Source organism: Ferruginivarius sediminum, from assembly GCF_003344765.1.
Lineage (GTDB): Bacteria > Pseudomonadota > Alphaproteobacteria > Kiloniellales > Rhodovibrionaceae > Ferruginivarius > Ferruginivarius sediminum.
In genome coordinates, this window is record NZ_QPMH01000026.1 from 19113 (window position 1) to 32578 (window position 13466).

The window sequence follows — 13466 nt, forward strand, 5'->3', positions numbered from 1 at the left end:
GGGTTACTCCACACGGGTGTTGGCGACGCGGCGCCGGGCCTCGGCAATGGCCGCGTCGCCGTGGTTGTCGATTTCGCGCGGCATGAAGCCGTCGGCTGCGAGGTCCTGGCGGGTGATGGTGACGGCGCCGTCCTGCATGCGCTTGACGATGGCGCGGGTCATCTCCTCCAGGGTGGTCTTCGGCGGGGCGGCCTTCGCCCGGCGCGCGGCGGGCTGGGTCAGCATGCGGCGACCTCCTTTGCGGTACGGGTGTTACGCGGGAACGGGCCGCCCCGGCCGGCGGCGCGGCGGACAAGCTGTGTCGGCACCGGGCCGCGACGCGGGTTGCCGCGCGGGCGGCGCATCGGGTCCAGCTCCTGGCCAAGCGCCTGCTGCGCCACCATCGCGACGTTGAGCGCCAGAAGCGCGGCCACGAGCAGGCGCCAGTAGGGAAAGCGCGGCTGGCCGCAATCCGCGATGCAGCCGGCCGTGGCGGCATCCAGCGCCCGCGCGGCCAGCATTGCGCGCAGGCGGGCGAGGTGCCGCCACTCGTCCCGGGTCAGGGCGGGGGCGGTCATGGCGTGTCTCCCGCGCCATCGGGCGTGTCTCCCGCGCGTTCAGCGTCGAGCCGCAGTAGTTCGCGACGAACCACGGCCGCGCAGGCGGCAAGCGCCGGCGTGGCGGCGGTCTCTCGAATCTGCCGGTCGGGTTCGAGCGGGTGCGGGAAGAAGATGCTGTACGGGCCGTCGGCGCACTCGGCCACCAGAACGTAGGGGGCATTGAGCCAGGGGCCGACGCACTCGAGATTACCGGTCAGGCGCGGCAGGATAACCTTCGAGCCAAACTCACGCCGGCCGTACCAAGCGCCGAACGAACCTTCCTCGACGTCGAAGCCCAGCGCGCGGGCAATGCCGGCGTCAAGCGAGGTGACGCCAGCCGGCACGCTGCGCAGCACGTCCAGCGTGCGCACCAGTTCGTGACGCACAGGCGCCGGGAATTGGTTTTCGGGTGCAGGCATGGTCGCCTCCATCGTGGTGATGGTTCGCGATATTCCGAAACTTTTTCGGATAGGTCAACATCATTCCGAAAAAAAATCGGAAATCGGAATTCGGCGATTCCGAACCTACATAGGATTCAGGTTGGGGGAGAGACAGATAGGCGAAGCGCTATGAAGTCTGATGAATGTCGTGCCAACGAATATATTGGCAAATGATGGGGCGCGCTTTTAGCTCTGAAATTCCGCTGAAGCGCGCCCCGGTATTGGCCGAGTTCAAGCCTCAGGAGCGGTATCGACCCCGAGTCGCCTCAGGCCGTCCGAGATTGGAATGAAGAAGTTGATGCCGGTTTCGCCTCCCCCTGAGCGAAACGAAGACACGGCCAGTCCAACAACATTGCCCTGATCGTCAAGAAGGGGGCCACCACTATTGCCCGGATTGATGGCAGCGTCACTCTGGATAAGTGGATAGCCGCGGTCCTCACGATAGCCGCTAACTATACCCTTTGTTACCGTGTGCTCCAGAGCGGGTAGGTATGGTGAACCCACAGCATAGACCTCCGATCCGACGCCAAGCCGTTCAGAACGTATCGGCAGGGGCTGTAGCCAGCCGGCATTTTCCGCCTTAAGCAGCGCAATGTCGCGACGCCGGTCCGTGGAAAGCACATTTGCTTTCGCCTCCATTCCGCTTGGGCCACGCACCAGCACGCGTTCGGCATTCTCTACGACATGGGAATTCGTTAAGAGATAACCGTCATTCGAGATGGCAAATCCGCTTCCATGACCGCCGCCGGCAAAAACAGTCACGATGCTTTCCTGTGCTGAGGCGAGGTCAATTTGGCCTCCTTTTGGCGCATTTACCGCTAGAACAATGCGGCTCCGATGCGACTCGCTGTCCGATATGACCTCCTCATCATCGGACCGGCGGACAATTTCACGAAATCCCTTGTTGGCGAACAAGCCTTGGGTAGCGTCTGCGAAGGCATCCAGAATCGCCAACGTATCGCCCCCAGCCTGGCTTTCCGAAACCTCTCCCGTCCCCCGAGTGGATATCTTAGCTATGACTTCGCGATCGAGGCGGGAATAGACCTGCCAATCCACCTTTATTTCTGCTTCGCCCTTAGCAGATGTCAGATTGCCAAAGCCGGCCATAGGGTAGCAGGCGTTCGCCTTCAATTCCGTGATTTGCCCGGCAACCAGGTACTCGGCGCGCCAGGTATCAGGATCCTGGAACAGCGCGTCGGGGTCCCCGACGATGTCCAGATGAATCTTGCTGGCCTCTTCGCGAAAGATCTCGTCAAACTCGCGCGGGTCCAAGGCTAGACGTCCGCCTCTCCATGCAAGATCTCCATGAGGAACACATGCGAGTCCTGCCTCAATTGCTCCGATGTGTTGCCCCCGGTCCAAATGAACAACGATTTTTTTGAATTGAATCGGATGAACCGTCTTCTCAAACTGTGCAAAAGCTTCCGGTTCAGGGTTTTTAATGTTGGAGATTTGTGCAGGTGTCCCGCATCCAGCGAGTGCTAATAGTCCGGCCAGGACCGTTGTCCGCAGCGCATTAATCATGACATACCCCTCTTCTTCCCCGCGTCGTACAGGGCAAGCCCATTGGCGTTGCCCCTCGAAAGGTTATTCGCTTATGCGGGCAGATTCCAGTCTATCGAGAAGGGCTACTTCTAACGTTGTAGGTAGCAGCTCGGGCGGGGGGCGAGGCGAATAGGGGACTTAAGGCAGACCTGAAAGCCAAGCATTCGCAGTGAGAGCGATGGGAATGCTGCGCCTGCTCAGCGTATTTCAACCTGCGCGGCGTTCGATCTTCAGGACTGCTTCATAGACATCCTGCGGAAGGCCGCTCGGGTCTCCGAACAAGATCCAGTCCGAAGTAATCCCGCGCCAACGGCGTAAGTCGCGTAGGAAACGCGTCGATGGTTCCGCTTTACCGGCTTCCCATTTTTCCAGGCGATCTCGCTCGTAGTCGACATGTTGCTGCGCGAGCAGGTCACGCAGAAAGGCAGGACGGGAACTGTAGCCTAAGGCTTCGCGCGTCTGCCTGATGCGGCGCCCGATTTCGCGACGATGCCGAGATTCTGTGTCCGGTGCCATACCGACATTTTGGCGGACAGACCGCTGCGCGTCGTCGGAACGAAGTGACATATTGACAAGTCCGAAAAAGTTTCGGAACGTCTGGGCATGACCATGACAGCGGCGCATGCAGACCTGATTGACCGTCTTGGCGGCGGAACACGAGTGGCAGAGGCGCTCACAAAGGCCACTGGAGAGCGCTGTGACAGGGAGGCCGTCTACAAGTGGAAGCGTAACGGTGTTCCCTGGAAGTGGCGGGTTCATGTTTGCCACCTCGCGGAAGCGATGGGCGAAACCGTCCCAGACGATTTCGTCGATACCAGGATACGTGCGCAGCAGCTTTTCGCCGCAGCAGGGGAGAAGGCTTCGTGAAGACACTTGCAGGTTCCCGGACTCTTTTTCGTTGAAAGGTCGGGGAACATACAATCGTGTGGGTACGTGCGCAATGGCTGAAATACACCTGTAGGTCGCAGGGTTATTTTATGAAGGAGCAATGTGTCGTCATGGGGCGAATACGGGGGTTTTCCGCATATCACCGGAGATCGACAGTCTCTGGCCTCAAGCGCCTTGGCTGGGCAGCGATCGCGGCCGGGACCCGCAGAGCGCACCTCGTCCACCACATCCGCAGCTTCGTCAAGCGCATCGGCGAGCCAGGGCGCGCAGTCTTCCGCATAGGCGCGCAGGGCGTCGGGGTCGATGGGGGAATCGGGCATCGGTCCTCTCCCGTGACAGCCGTGCAACCCAGGCTCGGCGCGACGGTTCGTCGTGTCCATTCCAATGGAAGGGGTAATTCGTAATGAACGACGGGCCAGGAGGGCCGGCGGCCGGGCGCGGCGCAGCCAGGCCGTCGGGAGTTCGGTCAATGTTTGAGCGTCTCCGTCGGTTGTTCGGTTCGAGGCAGCCCGAAACCGTCGTGTTCTTCGACGAGCAGTATCCGCACGAGGTTCGGTTCGAACATACCACCAGCGGGTTAAGAAGAAAGACGGGCGTCAACAATCACGCGGTCAGCGTTGAAGCGTGTCCGGGCGACCGGGTCTGGCTTCGCGTATCGACCAGTTTCGCGGAAATCTCCGCGCCCTTGCTGGCCGAGGACTGCCGGCATCTCGCCACGGTACTGCAGCAGTCCAGCAAGGTGGCCGCGAAGTACGGCGGGCCGATGAGAGACGCGGGCTTTATGCCGGCGTGCGAGGCCGGTTGCGATCAGCAGGGAGGGCAATCATGACCTATCGACGCGAGGCGGGCGGCTGGCATGCCGCCTGGACGGAGACTGCGCGTGCCGTGGGGCGCGAGCGGCTGGCGGAGCTGCTGGAGGTGACGCCTTCGCGGGTGGACCAGCTTCGTAACCCATTGCGGCGGGACAACGAGGTGCTGGAGCGCGCGGTGCGGGCCGACGTGGCCAGCGCGCGGGCGGGGCTGGGCTGTCCGCTGTACGAGGCCTATGGCCGCAAGCTGGCCGAGGCCGGGGTTGCGCCCGAGGCGGCGGCGCGCACCCGGCACCTGGAGCGCGCGGCCGTGGCGTGCCTGGGGTTGCTCAAGCGCATGACGGCGCTCTTGGAAGCGGCGCTTGGGCCGGCGGCGGTGCCGGCCGGGGAGGCGGGGTGATGCATATTCCCGGCATGCTGCGGCGTTGGCTGTTGAAGCGGGTCGAGCGGGTGATGACACGCCGCGCGCCGGATTTCACGATTGGCGGGACCGGTGACCCATACCTCCAGCGCTGGTGGCTGCTGCCGCGCAACCGGGTTCTTAACGTCTATCTGCACCGCTTTCTGCGTAGCGACGATGACCGGGCGTTGCACGATCATCCGTGGCGCAACGTGTCGGTCCTGTTAGCCGGTGGGTACCTGGAAGAAGTGCCGGTAGACCCTTCCCATCCGGCGGGAGCCACAGTGATGCACGCCCGAATGGCGGGGCAGGTGACGTCGCGTGGTGCGCGAGCTGCCCATCGGGTCGAGCTAATGGCGGACCGCCAAGGCGAGCGACAGCCAGCAATAACAGTGTTTCTGACAGGGCCGCGGGTACGCGACTGGGGCTTTTGGTGCGCATGGGGCTGGCGGCCATGGCGGGAATTCGTGGACGCGCGGGATGCGGGCGCCATTGGACGAGGCTGCGAATGACCGTGCCGGGTTCCAGGGGCGCTCAGGCCACGGACACCGACGAACCGGGTTCGCTGCCGGACGGGCACGCCTTCGCTGGGCTGCCGCGCAGCGGGTACCGGGTCATCCTGGCCGATCCGCCGTGGCGCTTCGCGACGTGGTCGCATCGTGGGCAAGGCCGGGGCGCAGAGCAGCACTATCCGACAATGTCCACCGAGGAGATTTGCGCCCTGCCGGTGGCGGACGCGGCGGCGCGGGATTGCGTGCTGTGGCTTTGGGGCACGTGGCCGAACCTGCCGGATGCGCTGTCGGTCATCTCGGCATGGGGTTTCACGTACAAGAGCTGTGGCTTCGTTTGGGTGAAGCAGAACGCCAAGGCGGCGGGGCTGTGGGTGGACTTCCGGGACCTGTTCCTGGGTCTGGGGTATGGCACGCGCGGCAACACGGAATTCTGCCTGCGCGCGGCGCGGGGCGCGCCGAAGCTCAAGCCGGGCGCGCGGGCGGTGCCGCAACTCATCCTGGCGCCGCGGCGCGAACACTCCCGAAAGCCGGACGAAACGCACGAGCGTATCGAAGCGCTCTATGACGGGCCGTACCTGGAAATGTTCGCGCGCGAACGCCGGCCCGGCTGGACGCCCTGGGGCAACGAGGTGGACAGGTTCGGCGGCGCTGTGGAGGCGACGGGATGAGGGGGTCAGGCCAGTTCCCGCTCGTGCAATTCCAGGGCGGCGCCGCCGGCGGCGCGCACCGCCTGCGCAAGGCGGTCGATCTTGCTCATGTAACGCGGGTCGGCGAGGCGCTGTGCCTCCTTGGCGTCGCAGCCGAGGCGGCGGGCAAGTTCGCGCACGCCGACGCCGTTGCGGCGCATCGCCCGGTGCAGGGCCAGCTTGCTTGCCATGCGCAGCGGGACGGGGACCACGACCTCGCCGCGCCCGGCGCGGGACGGCGGGGGTACGTCCTCGTCCGCCGCGATGGCGGCGGCGATGGCTTCCTCCAGGCAGTCCCCGGCGTTGTCCAGCGCCTCGGCGCGGGTGGCGCCGTCGGTATGGGCGCCCGGCAGGTCGTGGAAGGACACGAGCGTGCGGCCGTCCTCGTCCGTCTCCAGGCTGGCGGGATAAGCGTAGGTGTCGTGCGTGCGGGGCATGTCCAGAACCTTTCAGCGTCTTTCGATATAGCTGGTCGCTGTAGGCGAAACCGTCCACAGCTTCAATGGCAGCCGCCAGTAGAGGGGCGTGCTCTATGACCGGCGCGGGGCGCATCGGCGGGGAACTGGTGGAGCGGGCGAACGGCGTGGACCTTGCCGGGCTGGTCGGCGGGGTGGTGAAGCTGCGCCGGCATGGGCGGCGGTATTGGGGGCTTTGCCCGTTTCACGCGGAGAAGACGCCTTCGTTCAGCGTGATGCCGGACAAGGGGTTCTATTACTGCTTTGGCTGCGGGGCGGGCGGGGACGCCATCGCGTTCGTGCGCGCCATCGAAGGGCTTTCGTTTTCCGAGGCGGTGGAGCGGCTGACCGGGGAGCGGGGTGGCGAGAAGGCGATACGACGCCGGCCGCCGCCGTCGCCCGAGGAACGCGAGGCGCGGGAAGCGCGGGAACTGGCCAATCGCACCGAGCGGGCGATGGCGATCTGGCGCGGCAGCCAGCCGGCGGACGGGACGCTCGTCGAGGCGTATCTGCGGGCGCGGGGCATCGAGCTTTCGCTGGTGGATTGGCCGATACCCTCGCTGCGCTATCACCCCGAGGCGGAATACTGGCATGCGCCCAAGGCGGCGCGCCGGGCGCGGCTGTTGGCCAAGACGCCGGCGATGGTGGCCGGTATCCAGGACGCGCGGGGGCGCGTCGTCGGCGCGCACGTCACGCACCTGCAGCCTGACGGGAACGGCAAGGCGCTTATCGATAATCCGGACTTCGACGCGGACAACCCGGAGAGCGGGCCGCGATACCTGCCCGCGAAGAAGATGCACGGCACGGCGTTCGGCGGGGCGGTGCGCCTGGCGCCGCCGTCGCGGAGCGGGCTGTGGATGGTGGCCGAGGGCATCGAAACCGCGCTGTCCGTCCTGATGTGCGAGCGGGCGGACGGGCGCGAAAGCTGTGTCTGGGCGGCGTTGAGCCTGGGCAATCTGGCGGGCGGCGGCCTGGGGCAGGGGGCGCGGCATCCGAACCCGAAGCGGCCGGGGCAGCGGCTGCCCTCGGCCAAGCCGGATATGCACCGGCCGGGCGTGCAGCCGCCGGACTGGGCGCGCGAAGCCCGCGTGCTGGCGGATGGCGACGGCAAGGACCCGCCGAGCCAGCGCTGCCTTGAGGCGCGGGCGCAGGAACGGTTCCGCCGCCTTGTCGGCCGCGCCAGCACGGCCCGGCCGCCGGCGGGGATGGACTTCAACGATCTGGTGAGGGGGGAGAAAGGATGACGCTGGGGTTGTCTCCGCCGACTGCCGTGATTCCGGGCGGTCGGCTAACTCGTACCGTTGCCTTCGGACGGATGGTCCAGGGCCAGATCCTGAAGCACCGCCGCGGCCATCGTCAGCGCGGCCTTGTCCTCGCCTTCCTGGCAAGCGTTGGCCATGCGGCGCAGCCGGTTCGCGTAGCGCTGCAGGGCCGCACGGTGCGGGTCGTTGTCGTTGCTTGGCATTTCACTCCCTCCGCGTGTGTGCGCCGGATTGTCCGCTCAACGCAGCGGTTTGGTGAAGGCGGAAAGGGTCCGAGGGTTTTACAGCCGGGGGTAGTGGGGTGAGGAATAGCGCGACGCAAAACGGTCAGGACGGCCAGGACGCGCGCGACTCCTCCCCCTTCCCGGAACGTGGGGCGGGGGCATGACTGTGGCGGCAGGGGCGCGCGGGGTGGATGCCGTCCGGGCCGTGGTCGACGGCGCCGATGACGAGGGGCAGCCGCCATCCGACCGCGAGCTGGCGGACGAACCGCGCAACGATTACGGCAACGGGCGGCGGCTGATCGCGCGGCACGGGCGGGACCTGCGGGCGGTCGGGGAGCTGCAGCGGCAGACGCAGGACGGCTGGATCGTGTGGGACGGCCTGCGGTGGTCGGCCGAAGACGGCTGGGCCGAAGCGCAGAAGCGGGCGCACCAGACGGCCGGGGCCATCGCCGACGAAGCGGACGCCATCGAGGCGGACGGGCCGCCGCGGCCGAAAGAGGGCGGGGAGCCGACGAAGGAATATGACGCGCGGGTCAAGCGCTGGGAAAAGCGGATCGAGGCGCAGCACAAGTGGGCGGTGGCGAGCGGGAACGCAAGCCGGGTGACGGCGATGCTGTCCTCTGCCGCGCCGTACCTGCGGGTGCGGCGGCGCGACCTGGATGCGGATCCGCTGTTGCTGGCCTGCGCGAACGGGACGCTGGAGCTATCGCTCGACCATGAGCGGGAGGCGGTGCTGCGCCGGCCGCAGCGCGGGGACCTGATTACCCACACGGCGGCGGTGCCCTTCGAGGCGGGGGCGGAGTGTCCGATGTTCCGTGCCTTCCTGTCGCGGGTGCTGCCGGACGACGAGGTGCGGACCTTCGTGCAGCGGTGGTTCGGGTACTGCCTGACCGGCTATGCCAGCGAACAGTTGCTGGCGTTGTTCTACGGGCGCGGGGCGAACGGGAAGTCGACGCTGCTGAACATCGTTCGCGGGGTGCTGGGGGATTATGCGGCGACGCTGCAGTTCGCCTCGCTGACGCACGATCCGTTCAAGCGGGGCGGGGACGCCACGCCGGATACCGTGCGGCTGCCCGGGCGGCGGATGGTCATGGCCTCGGAACCCGAGGTGGGGACGGAGCTTTCGGAAAGCACCATCAAGGAACAGACGGGCGGGGAGCCGATCGCGGTGCGGCCTCTGTTTGGCGCGCAGTTCGAGTTCCTGCCCACGCACAAGCTGGTGCTGAGCTTCAACAACAAGCCGAAGGTGAAGGCGAACGACGACGGCACCTGGCGCCGGCTGGCGATGGTGCACTTCGGCGTGCAGATCCCGCCGGGGGAGCGGGACAAGCTGTTGGCGGAACGGATCATCGCGCAAGAGGCGGCGGGCGTTCTGAACTGGATGATCGACGGCTTCTATCTCTGGCGTGAACAGGGGCTGGCCGTGCCCGAGGCGGTGCAGAAGGAAACCGAGGAGTACCGGGCGAGCGGCGATCCGCTGCGGGACTTCCTGACCTCGTGCACGCGGGTGCCGGAAAGCTGGGAGCAGAAGCGGGTGGAGCGGGCGAGTTCGGTCTACGAGGCCTATCAGAAGTACTGCTCCGCCAACGCCGTGGAGCCCATCAGCAAGCAATGGTTCGGACGCCTCATCCAGGAGCGGGACGGGGTCGAACGCGAGAAGGTGGGCGGGGTCGTGTACTACCGGGGCTTCGTGTTGCGGGACGATCTGACGGTCGATGGCGGGGAGGGGAATTCGCGCTATGACGCCGCTCCTCCCCATCCCGGCCATGACGATTAGGACGATGCAGGACGCAGGGGAAGGCTATGCGTCCTGCCGCAAGTGATTGAACGACAACGGTAATTTCGTGGTGCAGGACGATCATGACGATATTTGCGGACCATACGTGTGAGAAGGGTTTGCGACTTTCCTCATGCGTAAGGGTTGGCGGTTATCGTCATTATCGTCCTGATGAAGGGGAGAGGTGAGGTTGATGTCGCAGTTCTCTGCGGGTTTGAGCATGAAGCGGGGGCAGGACGATTTGCGGGCGGATGCGTCCTGTGCGTCCATAAGCGTCCTGGCGCCGCCGGACGGGGCGGCGTGCTGGACCAGCGAACTGGTGAAGGCGGAGATCGGGACGGCCTATCGCGTCATCTCTCAGGCCGGCGGGCGGCCGGGGCCGGCGGGGGTCAAGGTGATGTGGCCGGAGACGCGGGCCGAATGGGGCGACCGGGCGGACCCGGGCGCGCGGCTGCGTCCAGGCGTGCCGGAGCCGGAGGCTATCTCGCGGGCGGAGGCGGCGGTGACGTGGACGAAGGTGGTCGAGGACCCGGCGGACCGGAAGGTGTTGATCGGGCGGTGCTGTGGGGCGACCTTCCGGCAGCTTTCCATGCTGGACGGGCGGAGCGAGCCGACGCTGCGGAAGGTGGTGCGGAAGGGGCTGAGCGCCATCGCCTCGGCGGTGAACCTGCGGCTGCGATAAAATTTTTTAAGAAAGGCTTTCGTCCTTTTCGAAAATCACGTAGGTTTCGCAACTAGCTTGGATGAGCTGCGCCCGGCCGGGAACCTCCCGCGCCGGGCGTTGTCGTTTCCAGGTGCATCCACGCGGAAGCTGTCTTCCTCTCCAGGATATGTCCCGACCTTGGCGGCGTCGCTGTGATGGCGGCGCCGCCTGCTTTTTGGCGCGGGTCCTTCCTGGGGAGCCCAAACCCAATGCGGTGTGGCAGCGCGGGGGGTGTGTAAGTTCCTGGGATTTCGGGAACTTCGGGTTTTTGTTCTGGTTGTTGTTTGAGCGCGGGCGCTATGGCGGAGGCAGTGGCCGAGGCTGTGCTTGGCGATGAAGCGTACGTCGTCAACATGGGCGAGCTGGTCGAGCTTCTGGCCGGCAGCGAACTGGCCTACAGCGAGACGACGCTTCGCAAGCTGATCGACCGGCATGCCGACTTCCCGCTGCTGGAGCGCGGGACGAACGGCCGCAGCTACAAGTTCTACGCGCCGGACGTCGTGGCGTGGCTGCGGAAATACAACGCCGAGGCCGAACAGGAACGGGCGGACCGGACCGACCAGCTTGCGCAGATGCGCCTTGACCTCGTCGGCGGCGGGGCGGACGGCGCCGCGGACTATCGCCTGTCGGGCAAGCAGCGGCGCGAGGAGTACGACGCCGAGCTGGCCGCCATCAAGCTGCGCCGCGAGAAGGGCGAACTGGTCGAGGCGGCGGAGATCGAGCGCATTGCCACCGATGCCTTTGCGGCCCTGCGTCACGAGCTGATGGCGTTGCCGGACAACCTGGCCCGCACGGCCGGGCTGTCGCGGGAAGTGCGCAACAAGGTCGACGAGCTGGTGCGCGGCGCGCTGACCCGCTGCGCCGAGCGGCTGCAACAGGCGGAGGCACCGGACGATGCGTCCTGAGAACACGTCCGCGCCAGCCTTCGCCAACGCCGGCGGGATCTTCGCCCGCGCGGCCCGGGCCCTGGAGGTCCCGGAACTGGTCGATGTGCCGACGGCGGCGGAACGGAAGCGCCGGCTGGACAACAAGGGCGGCGGCTATCGCGGTCCGTGGACGCACGAGATGACGCCCTACCTCGTGCGGCCCATGGCGTGCCTGACGGAGAACTGGTGCCGCATCGTCGCCATCATGGGCCCGTCGCAGTGCGGCAAGACGGAGGTGGCGAACAACTGGCTGCTGCAGAGCGTCCTTTACGACCCGGCGGACCTGCTGTGGTGCCAGGCGGACAAGGACGTGATGCGGGACTACGTGGTCCAGCGCGTTAACCCGATGCTGGACCTCTGTCCGGAACTGCGCGACCGGCAGCTTCCGGTTTCGGGCGCCGACAACATCTTCAGCAAGCTGTTCGTCGGCTGTTCGGTCCGGTTCATCTGGCCTGTCGCCTCGCAGTTCGCCATGCGGCCGGTGCCGCGCGGCGTGCTGGACGATTACGACCAGATGCCCGAGGACATCGACGGCCAGGGCGATGCGGTTTCGCTGATGGGCGGCCGGCAGGCGTCGTTCGAAGGGCGCGAAAAGACGCTGGCCATCTCTTCGCCCGCGCGCGGCCAGAAGCACGGCATCGAGGGCATCGTCGCAACCGGGACGGATGAGACGTACCGCCCGCCGTGCCCCGATTGCGGCGAGCACTTTGCGCTGAACTTCGTCGATCACCTCTTTGTCGGCTTCGGCCAGCGGTACTACCGGCTGTCCGAGCCGGAAGGGCGGCCGGCCATGACCCCGGCGGAGGCGGAGCAGGACGCGGTGGTCATCTGCCCCATCTGCGGCTGCCATATCGGTCAGGACCGCAAGATGGAAATGTTGTCGCGCGGTATCTGGGCGGGACCGCAGCAACGTGTGACGGCGGAGGGCGCGGTCGAGGGTCCGGCAAAGGACACCGACATCGCCAGCTTCCGCATCGACGGCATGCTGGGTTTCCGGTCCTGGGGGCGGCTGGCGCGGGAGTTTCGCGAGGCGGAAATCCGCTTCGAGACGGCGCAGGACGAATCGAAGCTGCGCGCGTACTACAACACGCGGGTCGGGCGGAACTATGCCTCGCGCGTGGCCGAGCAGGCGCGGATCGAGCCGCACGCCCTCGCCGAGCGGCTGGAAGCCGGACTGCGCCTGGGTGTGGTGCCGCGGGGCGTGCGGTTCCTGACGGCGGCCGTCGACGTCCAGGGCAACCGCTTCGAGGTGACGGTCAAGGGCTGGTGCGAGGCGGGCGAAAGCTGGCTGGTCGACCGCTTCGCCATCCTGGAGGCGCCGACCGGCGGCAAGCTGGACCCGGCGCGCTATGCCGAGCATTGGGGCGTCCTGCTAAACCGGGTGTTCTGGCGCCAGTACCCGCTTGCCTGGGACGAGACCCAGGCGGCGCCCATCCTTTCGGTGGCGATCGACACCGGCGGCCTGGACGGCGTGAGCGAAAAGGCCGTGCAGTTCTATCACACGGCCGTCCGGGCCGGCGTACCGGCAAGCGCCATCACGCTGGTGAAAGGCGGGAACAACCCGAACGCCCGGCTGCTGCCGCCGCCGACCTACGCGGAAACCGATGCGCTGGGCCGGCCCAAGAAACAGGGCGCGCGGCTGTGGGTGCCGAACGTCAACGAGGTGAAGAACATCGTCTTCACGCGGCTGCACCGCACGCGGCCGGGGCCCGGCTATCTGCATCTGCCGGGTGACCTTGACCGCGCGTATCTGGACGAGCTGACGGCCGAGGAGAAGAACGACCGGGGCCGCTGGGAGAAGGTCAAGCCGCGCAACGAAACCTGGGACCTGGAAGTCTACAACGAAGTCGTGCGCCTGCGATTTGCCGGCGAACGGCCCGACCTGGGCTGGGTGCCGGCATGGGCGCTGATTCCCGAGGCACCGGCCGACGCCACCATGCCGGCGGCGGCGGACGAACCGGGTACGTCGGGCCCTGTCCCGCCACAGGACCATCCGCACGCGCGCAGGCCATCACGCCCGCGCCGAATGCGTCGAAAGTCGAGCTTCGTCCATGGCTGACCTGAACGATCTGCAAAGCCGCCGCGATGCGTTGGTGAAGAAGCGCGAGGGGTTGGTGAGCCGCGTGCGCACCGGCGACAAGACCGTGGTCTACGACCTGTCTCAGGTGAACGAGGCCCTGCGGGAGCTGGATCGGCAGATCGAGCAGGCGCGGGGCACGCAGGTGCGCCGGGTGCGCATCGTCTCCGACAAGGGGTGGTAA

17 protein-coding genes are annotated in these 13466 nt (G+C 66.6%); 10 read left to right on the forward strand and 7 right to left on the reverse strand.

Going from position 1 to position 13466, the window contains the following annotated elements; genetic code table 11:
• Positions 1-3: 3 nt before the first annotated feature.
• The 5 genes from DRB17_RS17840 to DRB17_RS20035 form a co-directional block, all read right to left on the reverse strand.
• Positions 4-225, reverse strand: coding sequence for a hypothetical protein (locus DRB17_RS17840; RefSeq protein WP_114583591.1), 222 nt, complete (start codon positions 223-225; stop codon positions 4-6).
• Positions 219-557 carry a hypothetical protein gene (locus DRB17_RS17845; RefSeq protein ID WP_114583592.1) on the reverse strand — a complete coding sequence of 113 codons (339 nt, stop codon included), beginning with the start codon at positions 555-557 and terminating at the stop codon, positions 219-221. Before DRB17_RS17845 ends, DRB17_RS17840 begins: the two co-directional genes overlap by 7 nt.
• Entirely contained in the window at positions 554-997 is a 444-nt protein-coding gene (locus tag DRB17_RS17850; RefSeq protein WP_147274948.1) for a hypothetical protein, read from the reverse strand. Before DRB17_RS17850 ends, DRB17_RS17845 begins: the two co-directional genes overlap by 4 nt.
• Before the next feature lie 252 nt (positions 998-1249).
• On the reverse strand, positions 1250-2542 hold the full coding sequence (locus DRB17_RS17855) for a S1C family serine protease (protein ID WP_114583594.1): 1293 nt from the start codon (positions 2540-2542) through the stop codon (positions 1250-1252).
• Positions 2543-2770: 228 nt separating this feature from the next.
• Positions 2771-3436 carry a helix-turn-helix domain-containing protein gene (locus tag DRB17_RS20035; RefSeq protein ID WP_147274949.1) on the reverse strand — a complete coding sequence of 222 codons (666 nt, stop codon included), beginning with the start codon at positions 3434-3436 and terminating at the stop codon, positions 2771-2773.
• Positions 3437-3920: 484 nt separating this feature from the next.
• On the opposite strand from DRB17_RS20035, the gene DRB17_RS17865 reads away from it, so the two are divergent.
• Genes DRB17_RS17865 through DRB17_RS17880 form a run of 4 tightly spaced genes read left to right on the forward strand, consistent with a single transcriptional unit; the run spans position 3921 to position 5840 of the window.
• Entirely contained in the window at positions 3921-4280 is a 360-nt protein-coding gene (locus tag DRB17_RS17865; protein WP_114583596.1) for a hypothetical protein, read from the forward strand.
• Complete coding sequence (locus DRB17_RS17870) at positions 4277-4660, forward strand: hypothetical protein (RefSeq protein ID WP_114583597.1); 384 nt, start codon at positions 4277-4279, stop codon at positions 4658-4660. The genes DRB17_RS17865 and DRB17_RS17870 overlap by 4 nt, the downstream gene beginning before the upstream one ends.
• Entirely contained in the window at positions 4660-5172 is a 513-nt protein-coding gene (locus tag DRB17_RS17875; protein WP_193725751.1) for a hypothetical protein, read from the forward strand. The genes DRB17_RS17870 and DRB17_RS17875 overlap by 1 nt, the downstream gene beginning before the upstream one ends.
• Complete coding sequence (locus DRB17_RS17880) at positions 5169-5840, forward strand: MT-A70 family methyltransferase (RefSeq protein WP_114583599.1); 672 nt, start codon at positions 5169-5171, stop codon at positions 5838-5840. Before DRB17_RS17875 ends, DRB17_RS17880 begins: the two co-directional genes overlap by 4 nt.
• A 5-nt stretch (positions 5841-5845) precedes the next feature.
• Here the strand turns inward: DRB17_RS17880 and DRB17_RS17885 are convergent, their stop codons facing one another.
• On the reverse strand, positions 5846-6295 hold the full coding sequence (locus tag DRB17_RS17885) for a type II toxin-antitoxin system HicB family antitoxin (protein ID WP_114583600.1): 450 nt from the start codon (positions 6293-6295) through the stop codon (positions 5846-5848).
• A 95-nt stretch (positions 6296-6390) separates the two neighbouring features.
• On the opposite strand from DRB17_RS17885, the gene DRB17_RS20770 reads away from it, so the two are divergent.
• Positions 6391-7557: a CHC2 zinc finger domain-containing protein gene (locus tag DRB17_RS20770; protein ID WP_241503884.1), complete on the forward strand. Its 1167-nt coding sequence runs from the start codon at positions 6391-6393 to the stop codon at positions 7555-7557.
• A gap of 44 nt (positions 7558-7601) precedes the next feature.
• Here DRB17_RS20770 and DRB17_RS20280 read toward each other — a convergent pair whose 3' ends face one another.
• Positions 7602-7778: a hypothetical protein gene (locus DRB17_RS20280; protein ID WP_153242385.1), complete on the reverse strand. Its 177-nt coding sequence runs from the start codon at positions 7776-7778 to the stop codon at positions 7602-7604.
• Between the two features lie 181 nt (positions 7779-7959).
• Here DRB17_RS20280 and DRB17_RS17895 point away from each other — a divergent pair, with 181 nt between their 5' ends.
• From DRB17_RS17895 to DRB17_RS17915, 5 genes are all read left to right on the forward strand, one after another.
• Positions 7960-9576, forward strand: coding sequence for a DNA primase family protein (locus DRB17_RS17895; protein WP_114583601.1), 1617 nt, complete (start codon positions 7960-7962; stop codon positions 9574-9576).
• 193 nt (positions 9577-9769) lie between these two features.
• On the forward strand, positions 9770-10258 hold the full coding sequence (locus tag DRB17_RS17900; RefSeq protein ID WP_114583602.1) for a DUF6362 family protein: 489 nt from the start codon (positions 9770-9772) through the stop codon (positions 10256-10258).
• Positions 10259-10578: 320 nt separating this feature from the next.
• Positions 10579-11184, forward strand: a complete 606-nt coding sequence (locus tag DRB17_RS17905) for a DUF1441 family protein (RefSeq protein WP_114583603.1) — start codon at positions 10579-10581, stop codon at positions 11182-11184.
• On the forward strand, positions 11174-13264 hold the full coding sequence (locus tag DRB17_RS17910; protein ID WP_114583604.1) for a terminase gpA endonuclease subunit: 2091 nt from the start codon (positions 11174-11176) through the stop codon (positions 13262-13264). Before DRB17_RS17905 ends, DRB17_RS17910 begins: the two co-directional genes overlap by 11 nt.
• Positions 13257-13466 carry a phage head-tail joining protein gene (locus tag DRB17_RS17915; protein ID WP_114583605.1) on the forward strand — a complete coding sequence of 70 codons (210 nt, stop codon included), beginning with the start codon at positions 13257-13259 and terminating at the stop codon, positions 13464-13466. Before DRB17_RS17910 ends, DRB17_RS17915 begins: the two co-directional genes overlap by 8 nt.

Coding starts and splice junctions, on each gene's coding strand:
- DRB17_RS17900 (WP_114583602.1), top strand. CDS start 9,770: ATGTCGCAGTTCTCTGCGGGTTTGAGCATGAAGCGGGGGCAGGACGAT.
- DRB17_RS20280 (WP_153242385.1), bottom strand. CDS start 7,778: ATGCCAAGCAACGACAACGACCCGCACCGTGCGGCCCTGCAGCGCTAC.
- DRB17_RS17885 (WP_114583600.1), bottom strand. CDS start 6,295: ATGCCCCGCACGCACGACACCTACGCTTATCCCGCCAGCCTGGAGACG.
- DRB17_RS17870 (WP_114583597.1), top strand. CDS start 4,277: ATGACCTATCGACGCGAGGCGGGCGGCTGGCATGCCGCCTGGACGGAG.
- DRB17_RS17855 (WP_114583594.1), bottom strand. CDS start 2,542: ATGATTAATGCGCTGCGGACAACGGTCCTGGCCGGACTATTAGCACTC.
- DRB17_RS17895 (WP_114583601.1), top strand. CDS start 7,960: ATGACTGTGGCGGCAGGGGCGCGCGGGGTGGATGCCGTCCGGGCCGTG.
- DRB17_RS17840 (WP_114583591.1), bottom strand. CDS start 225: ATGCTGACCCAGCCCGCCGCGCGCCGGGCGAAGGCCGCCCCGCCGAAG.
- DRB17_RS17845 (WP_114583592.1), bottom strand. CDS start 557: ATGACCGCCCCCGCCCTGACCCGGGACGAGTGGCGGCACCTCGCCCGC.
- DRB17_RS20770 (WP_241503884.1), top strand. CDS start 6,391: ATGACCGGCGCGGGGCGCATCGGCGGGGAACTGGTGGAGCGGGCGAAC.
- DRB17_RS17915 (WP_114583605.1), top strand. CDS start 13,257: ATGGCTGACCTGAACGATCTGCAAAGCCGCCGCGATGCGTTGGTGAAG.
- DRB17_RS17910 (WP_114583604.1), top strand. CDS start 11,174: ATGCGTCCTGAGAACACGTCCGCGCCAGCCTTCGCCAACGCCGGCGGG.
- DRB17_RS17865 (WP_114583596.1), top strand. CDS start 3,921: ATGTTTGAGCGTCTCCGTCGGTTGTTCGGTTCGAGGCAGCCCGAAACC.
- DRB17_RS17905 (WP_114583603.1), top strand. CDS start 10,579: ATGGCGGAGGCAGTGGCCGAGGCTGTGCTTGGCGATGAAGCGTACGTC.
- DRB17_RS17875 (WP_193725751.1), top strand. CDS start 4,660: ATGCATATTCCCGGCATGCTGCGGCGTTGGCTGTTGAAGCGGGTCGAG.
- DRB17_RS17880 (WP_114583599.1), top strand. CDS start 5,169: ATGACCGTGCCGGGTTCCAGGGGCGCTCAGGCCACGGACACCGACGAA.
- DRB17_RS17850 (WP_147274948.1), bottom strand. CDS start 997: ATGCCTGCACCCGAAAACCAATTCCCGGCGCCTGTGCGTCACGAACTG.